The 17,186-nt window shown below is 69.5% G+C and carries 19 protein-coding genes; 10 read left to right on the top strand and 9 right to left on the bottom strand.

The annotated features are described in order from the left end of the window. Nucleotides 1-17: 17 nt before the first annotated feature. Complete coding sequence (locus B6N23_RS09525) at nucleotides 18-944, bottom strand: LysR family transcriptional regulator (RefSeq protein WP_119023101.1); 927 nt, start codon at nucleotides 942-944, stop codon at nucleotides 18-20. 160 nt (nucleotides 945-1,104) lie between these two features. Here B6N23_RS09525 and B6N23_RS09520 point away from each other — a divergent pair, with 160 nt between their 5' ends. After that, nucleotides 1,105-1,881, top strand: coding sequence for a ferredoxin--NADP reductase (locus tag B6N23_RS09520; protein ID WP_305498181.1), 777 nt, complete (start codon nucleotides 1,105-1,107; stop codon nucleotides 1,879-1,881). A gap of 93 nt (nucleotides 1,882-1,974) precedes the next feature. On the opposite strand, the gene glnK is transcribed toward B6N23_RS09520, so the two are convergent. The 3 genes from glnK to B6N23_RS09505 form a co-directional block, all read right to left on the bottom strand. Further along, complete coding sequence (gene glnK, locus B6N23_RS09515; protein WP_110069051.1) at nucleotides 1,975-2,313, bottom strand: P-II family nitrogen regulator; 339 nt, start codon at nucleotides 2,311-2,313, stop codon at nucleotides 1,975-1,977. Between the two features lie 147 nt (nucleotides 2,314-2,460). Next, entirely contained in the window at nucleotides 2,461-3,711 is a 1,251-nt protein-coding gene (locus B6N23_RS09510) for an ammonium transporter (protein WP_305498178.1), read from the bottom strand. A gap of 27 nt (nucleotides 3,712-3,738) precedes the next feature. Continuing rightward, nucleotides 3,739-4,077: a P-II family nitrogen regulator gene (locus B6N23_RS09505; RefSeq protein ID WP_305498176.1), complete on the bottom strand. Its 339-nt coding sequence runs from the start codon at nucleotides 4,075-4,077 to the stop codon at nucleotides 3,739-3,741. Between the two features lie 279 nt (nucleotides 4,078-4,356). On the opposite strand from B6N23_RS09505, the gene B6N23_RS09500 reads away from it, so the two are divergent. Both B6N23_RS09500 and B6N23_RS09495 read left to right on the top strand, forming a co-directional pair. Then, on the top strand, nucleotides 4,357-4,683 hold the full coding sequence (locus tag B6N23_RS09500; protein WP_302140220.1) for an accessory factor UbiK family protein: 327 nt from the start codon (nucleotides 4,357-4,359) through the stop codon (nucleotides 4,681-4,683). A gap of 66 nt (nucleotides 4,684-4,749) precedes the next feature. Beyond that, the gene (locus B6N23_RS09495; RefSeq protein ID WP_305498173.1) at nucleotides 4,750-6,252 is read left to right on the top strand and encodes a YifB family Mg chelatase-like AAA ATPase; all 1,503 of its coding nucleotides are present in this window, start codon (nucleotides 4,750-4,752) and stop codon (nucleotides 6,250-6,252) included. Nucleotides 6,253-6,459: 207 nt separating this feature from the next. On the opposite strand, the gene B6N23_RS09490 is transcribed toward B6N23_RS09495, so the two are convergent. Continuing rightward, entirely contained in the window at nucleotides 6,460-6,957 is a 498-nt protein-coding gene (locus B6N23_RS09490) for a hypothetical protein (RefSeq protein ID WP_302140224.1), read from the bottom strand. Further along, complete coding sequence (locus tag B6N23_RS09485; protein ID WP_305498171.1) at nucleotides 6,954-7,940, bottom strand: alpha/beta hydrolase; 987 nt, start codon at nucleotides 7,938-7,940, stop codon at nucleotides 6,954-6,956. Before B6N23_RS09485 ends, B6N23_RS09490 begins: the two co-directional genes overlap by 4 nt. 235 nt (nucleotides 7,941-8,175) lie before the next feature. On the opposite strand from B6N23_RS09485, the gene B6N23_RS09480 reads away from it, so the two are divergent. Together B6N23_RS09480 and B6N23_RS09475 are read left to right on the top strand one after the other, a co-directional pair. Continuing rightward, on the top strand, nucleotides 8,176-10,350 hold the full coding sequence (locus B6N23_RS09480) for a malate synthase G (protein ID WP_305498168.1): 2,175 nt from the start codon (nucleotides 8,176-8,178) through the stop codon (nucleotides 10,348-10,350). 139 nt (nucleotides 10,351-10,489) lie between these two features. Beyond that, on the top strand, nucleotides 10,490-10,903 hold the full coding sequence (locus tag B6N23_RS09475) for a PaaI family thioesterase (protein WP_302140230.1): 414 nt from the start codon (nucleotides 10,490-10,492) through the stop codon (nucleotides 10,901-10,903). 18 nt (nucleotides 10,904-10,921) lie between these two features. Here B6N23_RS09475 and B6N23_RS09470 read toward each other — a convergent pair whose 3' ends face one another. Next, nucleotides 10,922-11,326, bottom strand: coding sequence for a DUF423 domain-containing protein (locus B6N23_RS09470; RefSeq protein WP_379686351.1), 405 nt, complete (start codon nucleotides 11,324-11,326; stop codon nucleotides 10,922-10,924). Between the two features lie 93 nt (nucleotides 11,327-11,419). On the opposite strand from B6N23_RS09470, the gene thiS reads away from it, so the two are divergent. The 3 genes from thiS (at nucleotide 11,420) to trmB (ending at nucleotide 13,279) form a co-directional block, all read left to right on the top strand. Next, a complete protein-coding gene (gene thiS / locus B6N23_RS09465) occupies nucleotides 11,420-11,620 on the top strand; it encodes a sulfur carrier protein ThiS (protein WP_119022683.1) in 201 nt (66 codons plus the stop codon). Between the two features lie 50 nt (nucleotides 11,621-11,670). Further along, complete coding sequence (locus B6N23_RS09460; RefSeq protein WP_305498165.1) at nucleotides 11,671-12,468, top strand: thiazole synthase; 798 nt, start codon at nucleotides 11,671-11,673, stop codon at nucleotides 12,466-12,468. A gap of 67 nt (nucleotides 12,469-12,535) precedes the next feature. Continuing rightward, nucleotides 12,536-13,279: a tRNA (guanosine(46)-N7)-methyltransferase TrmB gene (trmB, locus tag B6N23_RS09455; protein WP_169956008.1), complete on the top strand. Its 744-nt coding sequence runs from the start codon at nucleotides 12,536-12,538 to the stop codon at nucleotides 13,277-13,279. A 660-nt stretch (nucleotides 13,280-13,939) separates the two neighbouring features. Here trmB and B6N23_RS09450 read toward each other — a convergent pair. Next, complete coding sequence (locus B6N23_RS09450; RefSeq protein WP_305498161.1) at nucleotides 13,940-14,854, bottom strand: AEC family transporter; 915 nt, start codon at nucleotides 14,852-14,854, stop codon at nucleotides 13,940-13,942. A gap of 111 nt (nucleotides 14,855-14,965) precedes the next feature. Here B6N23_RS09450 and B6N23_RS09445 point away from each other — a divergent pair, with 111 nt between their 5' ends. Both B6N23_RS09445 and B6N23_RS09440 read left to right on the top strand, forming a co-directional pair. Next, nucleotides 14,966-15,478 (top strand): hypothetical protein, encoded by a 513-nt coding sequence (locus tag B6N23_RS09445; RefSeq protein WP_169956006.1) that lies wholly within the window; start codon nucleotides 14,966-14,968, stop codon nucleotides 15,476-15,478. Beyond that, entirely contained in the window at nucleotides 15,475-16,068 is a 594-nt protein-coding gene (locus tag B6N23_RS09440; protein WP_169956004.1) for an SCO family protein, read from the top strand. The genes B6N23_RS09445 and B6N23_RS09440 overlap by 4 nt, the downstream gene beginning before the upstream one ends. 32 nt (nucleotides 16,069-16,100) lie before the next feature. Here the strand turns inward: B6N23_RS09440 and B6N23_RS09435 are convergent, their stop codons facing one another. Beyond that, nucleotides 16,101-17,183 (bottom strand): prolyl oligopeptidase family serine peptidase, encoded by a 1,083-nt coding sequence (locus B6N23_RS09435; RefSeq protein ID WP_305498158.1) that lies wholly within the window; start codon nucleotides 17,181-17,183, stop codon nucleotides 16,101-16,103. Between the last annotated feature and the right edge of the window lie 3 nt (nucleotides 17,184-17,186).

Genomic DNA, 17,186 nt, shown 5'->3' with positions numbered 1-17,186 from the left:
CGCTGCCGTTGTGGCCCTCAGGGCACCGGTGGCAGGGCGATCTGGTCGCTGCGGGTGATGCCCTCGGTCATCTGCCGGCACAGCTTGAGGAATTCGCGCATGCCGGTGGCCAGGTACTTGTGGCGGTGCCAGATGAAGGCGAACTGGCGGCTCAGGTCCAGCTCCGGGGTGGGAATCGGCACCAGGCTGCCGCGGCGGAAGGCGTCGCGCAGCGCCAGTTTCGACACGCAGCCGATGCCTAGGCCCGATTCCACGGCACGCTTGATGCCCTCGGTATGCTCCAGCTCCAGCAGCACGTTGAAGCGGCCGCGGCGGTGGCGCGCGGCCTGCTCCAGGGTCAGGCGGGTGCCCGACCCCTGTTCGCGCATGATCCAGGCCTCGCGCAGCAGCCGCTCCAGCTCCACCGGGCCGCCCCCCGCCAGGGGGTGGCGCGGTGAGCAGAACACCGCCAGCTCGTCCTCCACCCAGGGCTGGGTGACCACGTCCTCCGCCTCGCAGTGCCCCTCGATCAGGCCCAGGTCGAGCTCATGGTGGCGCACCCCCTCGATGATGGCGCGGGTGTTGCGCACCGCCAGGCGTACCCGGCTGCCGGGGAAGCGCTGCATGAAGTCGCCGATCAGCAGGGTGGCCAGGTAGTTGCCGATGGTCAGGGTGGCGCCCACGTCCAGGGTGCCGATGCCCTGGCGGCCGCGCAGCAGTTCCTCCACCTCCTCGGCCCGGTCGAGCAGGGCCACCGCCTTGGGCAGCAGCTGGAAGCCCAGGGCGTTGAGCTTCAGGCGCTTGCCGATGCGGTCGAGCAGCTGGCAGTCGAACTGGCGTTCCAGCTCGGCCAGGGCGGTGCTGGTCGCCGACTGGGAGAGCGACAGGGCCCGTGCCGCCCGGGAGACGCTCTCGTGCTGGGCCACGGCGACGAAGACCTCCAGCTGGCGCAGGGTGAAACGCATGTCGCAGGCTCCGGTGATCCATATCAAGACTATGGATAAGGGTTATCCATACAATCCATTTAACAGATAACGCCCTTTCCCTTAGAATTCAATGCAAATATTAACCAGCCATCTATTCCTTTTTGGAATATAAAGCCTTTCGGGAATACTAGGAGCCGTCATGAGCAAGTTTGCCCTGGAAGAGGTGCTCAGCGTCCACCACTGGAACGACACCCTGTTCAGCTTCCGTACCACCCGCGAGCGCAGCCTGCGCTTCAAGAACGGCCAGTTCGTGATGATCGGCCTGGAGGTGGGCGGCAAGCCGCTGATGCGCGCCTACTCCATCGCCAGCCCCAACTACGAGGACCACCTCGAGTTCTTCAGCATCAAGGTGCCGGACGGCCCGCTGACCTCGCGGCTGCAGCACCTCAAGGTGGGCGATCAGATCATGGTCAGCCGCAAGCCCACCGGCACCCTGGTCACCGACGACCTGCTGCCGGGCCGCAACCTCTACTTCCTGTCGACGGGCACTGGCCTTGCGCCCTTCATGAGCCTGATCCAGGACCCGGAGGTCTACGAGCGCTTCGAGAAGGTGGTGCTGATCCACGGCGTGCGCAGCGTCAGCGAGCTGGCCTACGCCGATTTCATCCAGAAGGAGCTGCCGGCCCACGAGTACCTGGGCGACGAGATCGGGGAGAAGCTGGTCTACTACCCCACGGTGACCCGCGAGGAGTTCCACACCATGGGCCGCCTCACCGACCATATCCGCACCGGCAAGCTGTTCGAGGACACCGGCCTTCCGCCCATGGACCCCAAGCAGGACCGCGCCATGATCTGCGGCAGCCCCGCCATGCTCGACGAGACCAGCGCGCTGCTCGACGACCTGGGCTTCAAGATCTCCCCGCGCATGGGCGAGCCCGGCGATTACGTGATCGAGCGGGCCTTCGTCGAGAAGTAAGCACCGGGCTTCAGGCCCCAAGCAAAACCCCCGGTGCCTAGGCATCGGGGGTTTTGTGTGTATCGCCCTTGAACTCAGGCTGGCTCTGCGGCGTTAGACCGCGTCCTTGCCCGTTTCACCGGTGCGGATGCGGATCACCTGCTCGAGAGGCGTCACGAAGATCTTGCCGTCGCCGATCTTGCCGGTGTTGGCGACTTGGGTGATGGCGTCGATCACCTTCTCGGCCATGTCGTCGTCCACGGCCACCTCCAGCTTCACCTTGGGCAGGAAGTCCACCACGTATTCGGCGCCGCGATAGAGCTCGGTGTGACCCTTCTGGCGACCGAACCCCTTCACCTCGGTCACGGTGATCCCCTGGACGCCGATCTCGGAGAGGGATTCCCTCACGTCGTCGAGCTTGAAGGGCTTGATGATGGCGGTCACCAGTTTCATGGTCGGACTCCTCGTCTGTTCGGTGCGGTGGCCGAGCCACCCGCTTGCGCCTGATCGTCCTCTAGCATACACCGCGGCGGGCGGGATGAAAAAAGGCCCCCGAAGGGGCCAGGTGGAGCATGCCGTCTCACATGGTGAGCATTGCCATCACTTCTTGGCGACGCTGAACTCGGGGTAGGCCTCCAGGCCGCACTCGGCCAGGTCGACGCCCTCGTATTCCTCTTCCTCGCTGACGCGGATGCCCATCACCGCCTTGAGCACCACCCAGACGAGCAGGCTGGCGAGGAAGACCCAGGCGAAGATGCCGACGATGCCGAGCAGCTGGGCGCCGAAGGTGGCGTCGCCGTTGGAGAGCGGCACCACCAGCAGGCCCCAGATGCCCACCACGCCGTGCACGGAGATGGCACCAACCGGGTCGTCGATCTTCAGCTTGTCCATGGCCACGATGGAGACCACCACGATGGCGCCGCCCACGGCACCGATCAGCGCCGCACTCAGGGCGGAGGGGGCCAGCGGCTCGGCGGTGATGGCCACCAGGCCGGCCAGGGCGCCGTTGAGGGTCATGGTCAGGTCCGCCTTGCGGAACCACAGCTTGGCCAGGATCAGGGCGGCGATCACGCCACCGGCGGCCGCGGCGTTGGTGTTGACCAGCACCTGGGCGACGTTGTTGGCGGAGTCCACATCGGAGACCTTGAGCTCGGAGCCGCCGTTGAAGCCGAACCAGCCCATCCACAGGATGAAGGTGCCCAGGGTCGCCAGCGGCAGGTTGGCGCCGGGGATGGCATAGATGCTGCCGTCCTTGCCGTACTTGCCCCTGCGGGGGCCGAGGACCAGCACGCCGGCCAGGGCCGCGGCGGCACCGGCCATGTGCACGATGCCGGAGCCGGCGAAGTCGGAGAAGCCGGCGGCGTCGAGCCAGCCGCCGCCCCAGGTCCAGAAGCCGGAAACCGGGTAGATCACGGGGGTCATCACCACGGCGAAGGCCAGGAAGGCCCACAGCTTCATGCGCTCGGCCACGGCACCGGAGACGATGGACATGGCGGTGGCCACGAACACCACCTGGAAGAAGTAGTCGGCGCGCATGGAGTAGTAGGGGGCGTCATCGCCGCCGGCCAGCACCGCATCGACGCTGTTCTCGCCGCCCAGCAGGAAGCCCAGGTTGGGCAGGATGCCGCCCTCGGGGCTCGAGTACATGATGTAGTAGCCCACCAGCAGGTACATGGTGCAGGCGATGGCGAACAGCGCGATGTTCTTGGTGAGGATCTCGGCGGTGTTCTTGGAGCGGACCAGGCCGGCCTCGAGCATCGAGAAGCCGGCGGCCATCCACATCACCAGCACGCCGCAGATCAGGAAGTAGAAGGTATCGAGCGCATAGCTCAGCTCTGTCAGTTCACTCATGTCAGTCTCTCCAGAGGCAGGAAACGATCAGACGGCGTCGGCACCGCGTTCACCGGTGCGGATGCGGATGACATCCTCGAGCGGGGTCACGAAGACCTTGCCGTCGCCGATCTTGCCGCTGTTGGCGGCGCCGCAGATGGCATCCAGGACGGTCTCCAGGCGGCTGTCGTCCACGGCGACCTCGACCTTGACCTTGGGCAGGAAGTCGACGACGTACTCGGCGCCGCGATAGAGCTCGGTGTGCCCCTTCTGGCGGCCGAAGCCCTTGACCTCGGTGACGGTGATGCCCTGGACGCCGTTGTCGGCCAGCGCCTCGCGGACGTCGTCCCGCTTGAATGGCTTGATGATGGCGGTGATGAGTTTCATCCCTTGTCTCCCCGGTTGCGTTGGGTATGGGCACGGCGGCCGCATGCCCTGCTACTGCGTCAAACGTGCCAATGCTTGGTAAATGCATCTAAAAACAGCTGGTTGGGTGGGAGTTGCGGCCGTGTGGCCGATCTCCCGGGGAAGGGGGGGCGGGCGGTTGCACCGTGCTGGTGCCGGGTCATGGTGCAGGCGCGCCATCCTGGCGCATCGGCAGGGCATGCGTTCGCGGCGGGCCATGCGTATCCTGTAGCCGGCATTCCACACGTTCAGGAGAGACCCATGGTGAGCCATGACCGTATCAGCCGACTGGCCCAGCAGATCGGCGAGCGCCTGCAGGGCGCGTCCCAGGCGCCGGAGGAGGTGCAGAAGGGGATTCAGCAGGTGGTGCGCGGCGCCTTCGACCGCCTGGAGCTGGTCTCCCGGGAGGACTTCGACATCCTGATGGATGTGCTGCAGCGCACCCGCGCCCGCGTCGAGGCGCTGGAGCAGCAGGTGGCGGCGCTGGAGACGCTGCTCGAGGAACGCACCGCCGAGGTGCCGGCGCCGTCAGCGGCGGCCCCCGAGGCTCCCGAGGAGGATGCCGGCGGCGGCGAAACCGGCCGCTGAGCCTGCCGGGCGCTCTGGCGTCTCCTGGGCTAGCCTGAGGGCAGGATTCCAGGCGAGGGAACGCCCATGACGCTGGCGATCGTCCATACCCGTGCGGGCCTCGGCCTCGAGGCCCCCGAGGTGCAGGTGGAGGTGCATCTGGCCAATGGCCTGCCGGGGATGACCCTGGTGGGACTGCCCGAGGCCGCCGTGAAGGAGAGCCGCGAGCGGGTGCGCAGCGCCCTGGTCAACGCCGGCTTCGACTACCCCCTGCGCCGCATCACCCTCAACCTGGCTCCCGCCGACCTGCCCAAGGAGGGTGGGCGCTTCGACCTGCCCATCGCCCTGGGACTGCTGCTGGCCTCGGGGCAGCTGCCCCCGGAGGCCCTGGCGGACATCGAGAGCGTCGGCGAGCTGGCCCTGGACGGTGGCCTGCGCCCGATCACCGGTATGCTGCCCCTGGCCCTGGCCACCCGCCGTGCTAGGCGGCGGCTGATCGTGCCCCGGGCCAACGCCGAGGAGGCGGCGCTCGCCGGCGACCTCGAGGTGCTGCCCGCCGACCATCTGCTGGACGTGGTCGCCCATCTGCTGGGCCAGGTCCCCATCGCGCCGCACCGGCTGGCGTCTCCGCCGGAGGCGGCGACATCGCTGCCCGATCTCGCCGAGGTGCGCGGCCAGTACCAGGCGCGCCGCGCCCTGGAGGTGGCCGCCGCGGGCTCCCACAACCTGCTCTTCGCCGGCCCGCCGGGCACTGGCAAGACCATGCTGGCCAGCCGCCTGCCGGGCATCCTGCCGCCGCTGACCGAGGAGGAGGCGCTGGAGGTGGCGGCGGTGCGCTCGGTGAGCGGCCTGCCGCTGGCCGCCGAGTGGGGTCGCCGCCCCTTTCGGGCGCCGCACCATACCGCCAGCGCCGTGGCCCTGGTAGGCGGCGGCTCGAAGCCGCGACCCGGAGAGATCTCGCTGGCCCACCACGGGGTGCTGTTCCTCGACGAGCTGCCGGAGTTCTCGCGCCACGTGCTGGAGGTGATGCGCGAGCCCATGGAATCGGGCCAGATCCATATCGCCCGGGCCAGCCACCAGCGCCGCTTTCCGGCTCGCTTCCAGCTGGTGGCGGCCATGAATCCTTGCCCCTGCGGCCATCTGGGGGACCCGCGGCAGGCCTGCCACTGCACCGCGGCCCAGATCCAGCGCTACCAGGCGCGGCTCTCCGGGCCGCTGCTCGATCGCATCGACCTGCAGGTGGAGGTGCCGGCGCTGCCGCCGGAGCAGCTCACGGCGGCGACGACGGGGGAGTCCTCGGCGATCGTCCGCCGGCGGGGGATGGCCGCGCGGGAACGGCAGCTGGCGCGGGGGGCGCTCAATGCCCACCTGGCGGGGCGGGCGCTGGAGGCGGCCTGCGACCTCGCCAGCGCCGACCGCGCCTGGCTGGCGCAGGTGCTGGAGCGGCTCAGGCTCTCGGCGCGGGCCTACCACCGGGTGCTGCGGGTGGCGCTGACCCTGGCCGACCTGGCCGGCGAGCCGAAGCCGGCCCGGGAGCAGCTGATCGAGGCGATCGGCTATCGGCAGCTGGATCGGCTGCTCAAGGGGTGATCCCAGCAGGGCTCTTGCAGATCGTTAGATCGCTCAAGGCTGTTCCGGCGACAGGCCTTCGAGGGGGCGCTATGAATACGTCCCTGTAGGCTACCTCGGCCATCCCTGGTCCTCGGACCCCCTCTCCGACCTGTCCCCGGCGCCTTTCGCTATGGCGTCATGAGTAATCGCGATAGCAGCCTAAGAAGAGTTGCCGGTGAACGGGTGCTACAGCGCCGTGGCGTCCAGGGCGCCCTGCAGGCTCTCCTCCCACATCACCGAGTCGCCGCCGGGGCGGCGCAGCACCAGGGTCAGGCGGTAGGGCAGAAGCTCCCGGTCCGAGAGCCGCAGGCGCGGCCCGTCGGCCATCAGCCGGCTCTCCAGGCGCCACTGGTTCTCCCCACCCCCTTCTCCCATGCTGTCGCTCCAGTCGAGCACCTGGGGGCCGTCGCTCACCGCCAGCAGCGCCCGGGTGAGGCTCTCGCGGAAGCGCTCCTGGCCGATGCTGAGTTCCCCGTTCACCTCCGGAGTGGCCAGCAGCAGCACCTGGTCAGCGGGGGGCTTGGGCAGGGCGGAGGCCTCCATCACCCGGCCGGCGGCGCGCTCGCCGAGGTTGAGCAGCGCCTGACGCAGGGTCTCGGGGCGATCGGGGGCGGCGGCGCAGCCGGCCAGCAGCAGGGGGGCGAGGAGCAGGGAGGCGATCAGGGGGCGGCGGTGGGCGGTCATGGGCGGTCGATCTCGCGGTGGGCGGCGGCGGGCGCCAGGTCGTCGATGAAGCGGTCCAGGGTGTCGAAGAGCGCCTGGCGGATCGGCTCGGCCTCGTTGACCAGGTGGTGGCGCGCCTCGGGGTGGCGGTGAATCTCGGCATTGGGAAACTTGCGCTCCAGCACGGCGAGGTTCCACTCCCAGTCCACCGTGAGGTCCTGCTCCCCCTGCAGGATCAGGGTCTTCACCGGCGTGGGGGGCAGGGCGAGCAGCCGCGGCATCCAGCGGCGCATGGCGCTGACCCAGCCTATGGCGACGCGATCGGCCTGCAGCGGGTCGCCCTCGCGCAGGAAGGCGGCGAAGTCGGTGTCGGTGGAGTTGGCGCGGAACCTGCGCGGGATGGAGCGCACGAAGGGACCCACCAGCAGGTGCAGCCAGCTGGACTGGTTCCAGCCCCAGGGGCGTACCAGCGGGGCCAGCAGGGCCAGGCCGGCCCAGTGGCCGTCGTCGCCGCGGGTCAGGGCGTCGGTGGCCAGTATCGCCGCGCCGGTGCTTTGTCCCACGCCGATCCAGGGGCGCGGGGCGAGCCCCCCCGCCTCCAGGTGCTGCTGCAGGGCGTGGAGGCAGCCCCCGTAGTCGTCGAAGTCATCGATGGAGGCCCGCGGCCCGCTGGAGAGCCCGTGGCCAGGCAGGTCCCACAGGACCACGCGCCAGCGGCGTTCCAGCAGGCGCTCCAGCAGGTGGCGGTAGAGCCCCAGGTGGTCGAAGTAGCCATGCACCACGAAGGCGGTGCCGACCGGGTCGTCGGGGCTCCACACCTGGGTCCAGAGCCGGGAGTCCCGGGCGTCCACATAGCCCACGTAGAGCCCCACGTGCTCGGCCAGCAGTGGGGCCAGGCCGTAGTGGCCGAGGTAGCGCTCCAGGTGATCGTCGCCGGGCACCGGCTCGGCGGGGGTGACCAGCCGAACCGGGCCCAGCGCCTGCAGTGGGGTGAAGTCGCTCATCGAATCCTCCGCGGCGCACGACCATGCCGGCCCGGGGCTTGGACCGACACCATGGAAAGCGGGCAAGCTGTGCGGGCCTGCCTTATCTTTTGGTCTAGCTGAGCGCGATCCCGGCGCTTTGCGGGTTTACACATGGAAGTATTTTCCACAAAATCACGGGCACAGCAGTCACTCCACCCCTGTCCCGGCAGACTGGCACGCGACCCGCCGGCTGCCAAGCACGAGGAGATCCAACATGACCCAACGTGTCACTCGCCATCGCCTTCAGGTGGCCGCCGAGCTGGACCGCTTCATCAGCGAGCAGGCGCTCCCGGGCACCGGCGTCGATGCCGAGGCGTTCTGGGCCGGCGTCGATGCCCTCTTCCATGATCTGACCCCGAAGAACCGCGAACTGCTCGCCGAACGCGATCGCCTGCAGGAGCAGCTCGACGCCTGGCACCGTGAGAATCCCGGTCCGGTGGGTGACATGGCCGCCTATCGCGCCTTCCTCAAGGAGATCGGCTACCTGGCCGAGGCCCCCGCCAAGGTCGCGGTGACCACCGCCAACGTGGATCGCGAGATCGCCGTCCAGGCCGGCCCGCAGCTGGTGGTGCCGGTGAGCAACGCCCGCTATGCGCTGAATGCCGCCAACGCGCGCTGGGGCAGCCTCTATGACGCCCTCTACGGCACCGACGCCATCTCCGAGGAGGACGGCGCCGAGAAGGGCACGAGCTTCAACCCCAAGCGCGGCGAGAAGGTGATCGCCTATGCCCGCGGCGTTCTGGACCGCGCCGCGCCGCTGGCCACCGGCTCCCACCGCGACGCCGTCAAGTACGCACTGCGTGATGGCCACCTGGTGATCACCCTGGAGGGCGGCCGCGAGACCGGCCTCAAGGAGCCCGGCAAGCTGGTGGGCTACACCGGCGAGGCGGCGACCCCCGAGTCGGTGCTGCTGGTCAATCACGGCATGCACCTGGAGATCCAGATCGACCCGAGCCACCCGATCGGCAAGACCGACCCGGCCGGGGTCAAGGACGTGGTCGTCGAGGCGGCGCTGACCACCATCATGGACTGCGAGGACTCCGTGGCCGCGGTGGACGCCGAGGACAAGGTGGGCGTCTATGCCAACTGGCTGGGCCTGATGAAGGGCGACCTGGAGGAGCAGGTGGAGAAGGGCGGCAAGACCATCACCCGCCGCCTGCACGCCGACCGCACCTTCACCACCCCCGACGGCGGCAGCCTGACCCTGCCCGGCCGCTCGCTGATGTTCGTGCGCAACGTCGGCCACCTGATGACCAACCCGGCGGTGCTCGACGCCGAGGGCAACGAGCTGCCCGAGGGGATCCTCGACGGCATCGTGACCGGCCTGATCGCCCTGCACGACCTCAAGAAGGGCGAGGGTGAGCCGCGCAACTCCCGCGAAGGCTCCATGTACATCGTCAAGCCCAAGATGCACGGCCCGAAGGAGGTTGCCTTCTCCAACGAGCTGTTCGGCCGCGTCGAGGACCTGCTGGGCATGGCCCGCGACACCCTCAAGATGGGCATCATGGACGAGGAGCGCCGCACCACGGTGAACCTCAAGGCGTGTATCGCCGAGGCCGCCTCCCGCGTGGTCTTCATCAACACCGGCTTCCTCGACCGCACCGGCGACGAGATGCACACCGCCATGGAAGCGGGCCCGATGATCCGCAAGGGCGACATGAAGGGCGCCGCCTGGATCCAGGCCTACGAGAAGAACAACGTCCAGGTCGGCCTGGCCTGCGGCCTGCGCGGCCGCGCCCAGATCGGCAAGGGCATGTGGGCCATGCCGGACCTGATGGCCGCCATGCTGGAGCAGAAGATCGGCCACCCCAAGGCCGGCGCCAACACCGCCTGGGTGCCGTCGCCCACCGCCGCCACCCTGCACGCCCTGCACTACCATCAGGTGGACGTCACCGCCATCCAGCGCGAGCTGGAGGCCCAGGGCGAGCCGGACTACCTCGATGAGCTGCTCAGCGTGCCGGTGGCCGCCGAGGCCAACTGGTCCGACGAGGAGATCCAGCAGGAGCTGGACAACAACTGCCAGGGCATCCTCGGCTATGTGGTGCGCTGGGTCGAGCACGGCGTGGGCTGCTCCAAGGTGCCGGACATCCACGATGTGGGCCTGATGGAGGACCGCGCCACCCTGCGGATCTCCAGCCAGCACATCGCCAACTGGCTGCACCACGGCGTGGTCGACGCCGCCCGGGTCCAGGCGACCCTGGAGCGCATGGCCAAGGTGGTGGACGAGCAGAACGCGAACGACCCCGCCTACACGGCGATGAGCGCCGACTATGCGGGCTCCAGCGCCTTCCAGGCCGCCAGCGACCTGATCTTCAAGGGCCGCGTGCAGCCCTCCGGCTACACCGAGCCGCTCCTGCACCACTGGCGCGCCGTGCACAAGGCGAAGTAACCCAGCCGAAGCAAGAAGGCATCGCGCAGGCCGACGCGGCCTGCCGTGCACCAGAAGCGCCCCGGGTATCTGCCCGGGGCGCTTTCGGTTATGTTGACGCCAGCGTCACTTCGCCCTATCCACTGCAAGGAGCCCGCCGATGACCCTGATGACCGCCGCCACCATCGAGGACTTCCTCGACGAGGTCTTCCCTCAGCGTATCGGAACCATCGAGGCCGTCGATCACATGCGCGCCACCATGAGCCTGGCCATCGACGACGACCACCTGCGCCCCGGCGCCAGCGTCTCCGGTCCCACCCTGATGGGGCTGGCCGACGTCTGCCTCTACGTGGCGATCCTGGCCCAGATCGGTCCCGAACCCATGGCGGTCACCAGCGACCTGCACTGCCGCTTCCTGCGCCGTCCGCGGGGCGACCGCGACATCATCGCCACGGCGCGCATCCTCAAGCTGGGCCGGCGCCTGGCGGTGGGCGAGGTGCAGCTCTTCTCCGCTGGCGACGAGGAGCCCGTGGCGCTGGTCACCGCCACCTACGCGCTGCCCGATCGCGACTGAACCGGCCCGCGCGCCCACTCAGCGCCGCGGAGCGCGCAGCACCGCGCCGGCCAGCGCCAGCCAGCCGGCGATCAGCAGCACCCCGCCGACGGGCGTGATCATGCCGAGGCCGCCGGCGCCGCTCAGCGCCATGGCGTAGAGCGAGCCCGAGAAGAGCCCCATGCCGGCCGCCCACAGGCCCATGGCCAGCCGCTGTCCCGCCAGGGGCGCCGTAGCGCGCCAGGCCAGCACGGCGAGCAGCGCCAGGGTGTGCCAGGCCTGGTAGCGCACTCCGGTCTCGAAGGCCGCCACCAGGCGCGGGGCCAGCTGCCCCTCCAGGGCGTGGGCGCCGAAGGCCCCCGCCATCACCACCAGGGCGCCGGAGAGCGCCGCCCCCAGCCACCAGCCTCGGTCCTGCATCGGGGTCTCCTCATCTCGCGTCATGGCCGCCACCGTACCCCGCCCGGGCGGACTCGGCTACAATGTCGGGTCCGAAAGCCAACGCAACGACAGCCACCGGAGCGCAGAGAGAAGGCCATGCAGATCCAGCTCAATGGCGAGGCGCATACCCTGGCGCCCGAGCTCACGGTCGCCCAGCTGGTCGAGTCCCTGGGGCTCGCCGGCCGGCGCATCGCCGTGGAGGTGAACGAGGAGATCGTGCCTCGCAGCGAACATGCCGACACCCGCCTGGCCGAAGGCGACCGGGTCGAGGTCGTGCACGCCATCGGCGGCGGCTGAGCGCCGCGCCCGACGCCCTACCGCGAAGACAACCACACAAGGCAGACTCGATGACAGACTTCTTCCAGGACCAGCCCCTGCGCGTCGCCGGGCGCGAATTCGCCTCCCGCCTGCTGGTCGGTACCGGCAAGTACAACGACTTCGACGAGACCGGCGAGGCGATCGCCGCCTCCGGCGCCGAGGTGGTCACCTTCGCCGTGCGGCGCACCAACCTGGGCCAGGAGGCCGGTGAGCCCAACCTGCTCGACGTGATCTCCCCGGAGCGCTATACCCTGCTGCCCAACACCGCCGGCTGCTACACGGCGAAGGACGCGGTGCGCACCTGTCGGCTGGCCCGCGAGCTGCTCGACGGCCACAACCTGGTGAAGCTCGAGGTACTGGGCGACGACTCGACCCTCTACCCCAACGTGGTGGAGACCCTGGCCGCCGCCGAGGTGCTGATCAAGGACGGCTTCGACGTCATGGTCTATACCAGCGACGACCCCATCGTGGCGCGCGAGCTCGAGCGCCTGGGCTGCTGTGCCATCATGCCGCTGGGCTCGCTGATCGGCTCCGGTTACGGCATCCAGAATCCCCACAACATCCGCCTGATCATCGAGCAGGCCAGCGTGCCGGTGCTGGTGGATGCCGGGATCGGGACCGCCTCCGATGCCGCCATGGCCATGGAACTGGGCTGCGACGGCGTGCTGATGAACACCGCCATCGCCCACGCCCGCCAGCCGGTGCTGATGGCCAGCGCCATGAAGAAGGCGGTGGAGGCGGGCCGCGAGGCCTTCCTGGCCGGGCGCATGCCGCGTCGCCAGAGCGCCGACCCCTCCTCGCCCTTCGCCGGCCGCATCAACGGCTGACGCCTCCAGCGATCGCCCGCACCGAACGCCTGACACCCGCGCCCAGAACGAGAGCCCCGACCGCCCCATGAGTGACCAGTCCCGCGACGATACCGCCACCACCGGACCGGAAGGCCCGGACGCCCCGCTGCACCGCCGCGGCATCAAGAGCTATGTGCTGCGTGCCGGGCGCATGACCCAGGCCCAGACCCGCGGCCTCGAGGAGGTCTGGCCGCGGCTGGGCCTGACCTTGGCCGATGGCCGCCAGGACCTGGATGCCCTGTTCGGCCGCTGCGCGCCGCGGGTGGTGGAGATCGGCTTCGGCATGGGGGCCTCGCTGATCGAGCAGGCCGAGACCCACCCCGACACCGACTTCATCGGCATCGAGGTGCATGCCCCGGGCGTAGGCAAGCTGCTCGACGAGGCCGACAAGCGTGGCCTGACCAACCTGCGGGTCTACCGGGAGGACGCCCTGCGGGTGCTCGAGGAGTGCCTGCCCGAGGGTAGCCTCGACACCCTGCAGCTCTTCTTCCCCGACCCCTGGCCGAAGAAGAAGCACCACAAGCGGCGCATCGTGCAGCCCGCCTTCGTCGAGCTGGTACGCAGCCGCCTCAAGGTCGGCGGCACCTTCCATATGGCCACCGACTGGGAGGCCTACGCCGAGTGGATGGCCGAGGTGATGGACGCCGCCCCGGGCTATGCCAACACCGCCGAGCCCCAGACCGCCCCCTACGTGCCGCGGCCCGAGTTCCGCCCACTCACCAAGTTCGAGGCCCGCGGCGAGCGCCTCGGTCACGGCGTCTGGGACCTGATCTACCGTCGCGTCGACTGATCACGCGCTGCCCTCGCTCCTCGAAGCCCCCGCCATGCAGGGGCTTCGTTGTTTGTGTGGGATGAAAACAGCCGTTAAGCGGATCGGCGTGGGTTTCTGCCGAGGCCGAGCATTCGTTGTAGGAACTGGGCTCTGCCCGGCGAAGGGAGGCCGAAGGACTCCTTGGCTGTGTGCGGTAGCTCAAGTAACGCCGCCGGGGCGCCTGCGGCGCCATTCGCCCGGCGGAGCCGATCTCCCACCAGTCGTCTAAAGCCTTGCGACGTTAAGGGGCAGCGCTGAGACCGGCACGCCAATCGTGATAACGAAAAAAAGCCGCCCTCGATGGGGCGGCGGCAAGACCCTGGGGTGGTAAAGAGCAGCAATGAGGAGGGACCCTCCAGACCAAAAAAAGCCGCCCTGGGCAGGGCGGCGGCAAGACCCTGGGGTGGTAAGGAGCAGCAATGAGGAGGGACCCTCCAGACCAAAAAAAGCCGCCCTGGGCAGGGCGGCGGCAAGACCGTGACTAGCAATGAGGAGGGAGAAACCATGGCAGGTGACTGGCGGTACCTGCGATGGCAGTGGCGGCTCATCAACGCCACTGGAAACAAGAGTAATCATTCTCATTTACGGCGTCAACAGTAATGCGAATATTTTTTATTTGCGTTTATCCTGGCGGTGCCCTTAGCCGGCCAGGCGCAGCCACAGGGGCAGGGTAGCCATGGCCAGCAGGGTCTGGGCGGTGATCAGCGCCGCCATCATCTCGGCGTCGCCGCCCAGCTGGCGCGCCAGGATATAGGCGGAGGTAGCGGTGGGCAGGGCGGCGAACAGCAGCGCCACGTCTCGGCTCACCGGGTCGAGACCCAGCGCCAGGGCGAGCAGCAGCACCAGGGCAGGCATCAGCCCCAGCTTGATGGCGTTGGTGACCCAGACGCCGCGATCGAGGCGCAGCAGCGCCTCGGGGCGCAGCGCCACCCCGACCGCCACCAGGCCCAGCGGCAGGGCGGCGCGGCCGAGCAGCTCCACCGTGTCCGCGCTCCACCCCGGCAGCCCGATGCCGCTCACGTTCAGGCCGATGCCGATCAGGCAGCCGAGGATCAGCGGGTTGCGGGCCAGCGCCGCCAGGCTCCTGCCGAGGCTGCCGGCACCGAGGGTCCCGGCGGCGATGAAGCTCGCCACGCACATGACGTTGACCACCGGCACCATCAGCGCCACGGCCACAGCGGCCACGGTGGCCCCCGGCGTGCCGTGCAGGGCGGCGGCCCCGGCCACCCCCACGTAGGTGTTGAAGCGCAGCGCCCCCTGGAAGGCCGAGGTGAAGGCCGGCGGGTCGAGGCCCAGCCAGCCTCGCAATCTCCACAGCAGGACGCCGAAGAGGCCCATGGCGCCGAGCAGGGCCAGGGCCACGCGCGCCACCGGCACCTGGCTGACGTCGGCGGTGGCCAGGGTCGACACCAGCATGGCGGGAAACAGCAGGAAGTAGATCAGCCGCTCCAGCAGGGGCCAGAAGTCGCCGCCCGGCTGGCGCAGCCGGCCCAGGGCGGCGCCCAGCAGGATCAGCAGGAACAGCGGCCCCAGCGCGTTTGCCACGCCTGTCATGGTCATCTCCTTGATCGGGTTGCCCTGCGACATCCTTGCGCACTCTGCCACAGGCGAATGCTGATAAGCTTACCGCGACATTTCCTCTCGTGAGCACTTTCCCTCGTCACCATGCCGACTTCTGTCTCCTCCGACCCGGCCATCTCGCGCCCTCCGCTGCTGCGGCTGCTGGTCCTCTTCACCCTGGGCACCGTGGCCGTGGCACTCTGGTACCTGACCAGCTACAGTCTTCGCGGTGACGACAATGTGCGCTGGTACGTCGAGGAGACCGGCTGCGAGCTGAGCCAGGGCCCCTGTCGGGCGCCCCTGGGCGAGGGGGCTAGCCTGACGCTGGACCTGGGGGCCGAGGGTGAGATCCGCGCCCTGGAACTCCTGCCGATGTCGGTGGCCCTGGAGGGCGTCGAGGCGGACTCGGTGGTGGTGGACTTCATCGGCCGCGACATGGACATGGGGCTGCATCGCTATCCGCTGGCCCGTCAGGCCGATGGCGCCTTCCGCGGTGAGGGACAGATCCCGATCTGCACCGAGGCGGTGATGCCCTGGCGGGCCAGGGTGATCGTCACCAGCGGTGACCACCGCCTGGGCAGCGGATTCAATTTCGAGGTGGAGAGAAGCCGACTATGAAACGACAGGGACTCTGGGCGGGAATCGCGCTGATCGTGCTGGTGCTGGGGGTGGGCGGCTACGGCTGGTTCCAGCAGCAGTTCGCGACGAGCGGTGCGGGCAACGGCCCGACCGGCGGCCCCATCGAGCTCTCCTCGACCCACGGGGAGTTCTCCCTTGCCCAGCTCGAGGAGGATCAGCTGGCGGTGGTCTTCTTCGGCTACACCTACTGCCCCGACGTCTGCCCCATGAGCCTCGCCGTGGTGCGCCAGGCGCTGGCCGAGCTGGACGAGACGGAGCGCGAGCGGGTGGTGCCGCTGATGATCTCGGTGGACCCCGAGCGTGACACCCTCGAGCGGCTGGCGGAGTACACCGGCTTCTTCGGCGATGCCTTCATCGGCGCCACCGGCAGCGAGGCCGAGCTCGAGGAGCTCGCCGAGCGCTACGGCGTGATCTGGCGGCGGGTCGAGACCCCGGAGTCGGCCATGGCCTATACCATCGACCACAGCTCGTCGCTCTACCTGGTGGATCGCGAGGGGACCATCCTGCGGCGAGTGCTCTACTCGCCGGCGCCCCATGCCCTGCTCTCGGCCCTCGACGAGGCGCTCTGACTGGCGTCTTCGGCTGACGCTGCGACCCCGCCTCAGGGCGGGGTCGCGGCTTCCTGCAGTCGCTCGATCATCGCCATGAGGGCGCGAACCTGGGTGCCCTCCCGGGTATCGTGCAGCGGATGGAGCTGCCAGGTGCTCTCGGCGAAGCCCCACCAGTCCCAGCACCCCTGGGGGTTGGCCAGGCTGGTCTCGGCCTGGGGATAGAGCACCACCCGATCGTGGGCGGCGGCCCACTCGTTGAGGCCGCTGTGGCGCACGAAGGTCTCGCCGATCTGCTCCGCGCCCATGCCGCAGCCGTGCAGCGCGACCGTCAGGCCACAGCCGCCCTCGTTGCACGCCTCCGGCACGAACAGGTAGCCCGAGTCATCGAGCCCCTTGACGGCGAAATCGCCCTGATCGAAGTGCAGCAGGTCGCCGGCGGGCGCCTCCGGCGCCTCGTTGGCCCCCGGTTCCGCTGCCTCGTTTGTCTCTGACGGCGCATTGTGGAGCCAGGCCATCGCCTCACCGGCGAGGTCCTGGTCGCAGCCCAGCAGGTGGGTGCCGCCGCCCTGGCGGCAGTCGCCCAGCTCGGTGGCCGGGGGCGGGGTCGCCTGCTGGCCGATGGGCCAGCCGTGGCCGACGTTGTCACTGGTCACGAAGCGCAGCTGCGCCTCGGGGTCCGCCAGCCAGCCGGCGAGCTGCTGGGCCAGGGCCGCGCCCAGAGCCGGGGCGACGGTCTCGTCCGCGTTGCCATGCCAGACGAAGGCGCGCAGTTCGGCCAGGGCCTCGGCGCTGCCCACGCGGTCATGCTCGCGGTAACCGGCGAGGCGCTGCTCCAGCTCATCGAGGGGCGGCGGGCCGAGCCGGGTGGTCATGCACTGCCCCAGGGCGCGGCGCAGGGTGCCCTGGGCGCAGGACCAGGGGCCAGTGCCGAGCACGGCAAGCCCCTGGAAGCGCTCGGGCCAGGCCACGGCGAGCTGGGTGGCCATGTAGCCGCCGGAAGAGACGCCGATCACGCTGGTGTCGCTCCCGGAAAGCCCCAGCCGGGGCAGCTCGGGGAGGGCGTCGGCCGCCGCCGGGGCAGCGACGAACGCCGCCAGCACAAGGCCGGCGGCGGGAAGGGAGGAAGGGATCATGGG

This window comes from Halomonas alkalicola, assembly GCF_030704205.1.
Classification (GTDB): domain Bacteria; phylum Pseudomonadota; class Gammaproteobacteria; order Pseudomonadales; family Halomonadaceae; genus Halomonas; species Halomonas alkalicola.
The sequence above is the reverse complement of the archived record's forward strand: the minus strand, read 5'-3'. Positions and strand labels throughout refer to the sequence as shown.

Bases quoted from the DNA above. Each gene is read 5' to 3' on its own strand.
- B6N23_RS09505 (WP_305498176.1), bottom strand. From the start codon at position 4,077: ATGAAACTCATCACCGCCATCATCAAGCCATTCAAGCGGGACGACGTC.
- glnK (WP_110069051.1), bottom strand. From the start codon at position 2,313: ATGAAACTGGTGACCGCCATCATCAAGCCCTTCAAGCTCGACGACGTG.
- B6N23_RS09485 (WP_305498171.1), bottom strand. From the start codon at position 7,940: ATGAGCGACTTCACCCCACTGCAGGCGCTGGGCCCGGTTCGGCTGGTC.
- B6N23_RS09495 (WP_305498173.1), top strand. From the start codon at position 4,750: ATGACGCTGGCGATCGTCCATACCCGTGCGGGCCTCGGCCTCGAGGCC.
- B6N23_RS09525 (WP_119023101.1), bottom strand. From the start codon at position 944: ATGCGTTTCACCCTGCGCCAGCTGGAGGTCTTCGTCGCCGTGGCCCAG.
- B6N23_RS09435 (WP_305498158.1), bottom strand. From the start codon at position 17,183: ATGATCCCTTCCTCCCTTCCCGCCGCCGGCCTTGTGCTGGCGGCGTTC.
- B6N23_RS09475 (WP_302140230.1), top strand. From the start codon at position 10,490: ATGACCCTGATGACCGCCGCCACCATCGAGGACTTCCTCGACGAGGTC.
- B6N23_RS09490 (WP_302140224.1), bottom strand. From the start codon at position 6,957: ATGACCGCCCACCGCCGCCCCCTGATCGCCTCCCTGCTCCTCGCCCCC.
- B6N23_RS09510 (WP_305498178.1), bottom strand. From the start codon at position 3,711: ATGAGTGAACTGACAGAGCTGAGCTATGCGCTCGATACCTTCTACTTC.
- B6N23_RS09445 (WP_169956006.1), top strand. From the start codon at position 14,966: ATGCCGACTTCTGTCTCCTCCGACCCGGCCATCTCGCGCCCTCCGCTG.
- B6N23_RS09460 (WP_305498165.1), top strand. From the start codon at position 11,671: ATGACAGACTTCTTCCAGGACCAGCCCCTGCGCGTCGCCGGGCGCGAA.
- thiS (WP_119022683.1), top strand. From the start codon at position 11,420: ATGCAGATCCAGCTCAATGGCGAGGCGCATACCCTGGCGCCCGAGCTC.
- B6N23_RS09470 (WP_379686351.1), bottom strand. From the start codon at position 11,326: ATGACGCGAGATGAGGAGACCCCGATGCAGGACCGAGGCTGGTGGCTG.
- B6N23_RS09440 (WP_169956004.1), top strand. From the start codon at position 15,475: ATGAAACGACAGGGACTCTGGGCGGGAATCGCGCTGATCGTGCTGGTG.
- trmB (WP_169956008.1), top strand. From the start codon at position 12,536: ATGAGTGACCAGTCCCGCGACGATACCGCCACCACCGGACCGGAAGGC.
- B6N23_RS09450 (WP_305498161.1), bottom strand. From the start codon at position 14,854: ATGACAGGCGTGGCAAACGCGCTGGGGCCGCTGTTCCTGCTGATCCTG.
- B6N23_RS09520 (WP_305498181.1), top strand. From the start codon at position 1,105: ATGAGCAAGTTTGCCCTGGAAGAGGTGCTCAGCGTCCACCACTGGAAC.
- B6N23_RS09480 (WP_305498168.1), top strand. From the start codon at position 8,176: ATGACCCAACGTGTCACTCGCCATCGCCTTCAGGTGGCCGCCGAGCTG.
- B6N23_RS09500 (WP_302140220.1), top strand. From the start codon at position 4,357: ATGGTGAGCCATGACCGTATCAGCCGACTGGCCCAGCAGATCGGCGAG.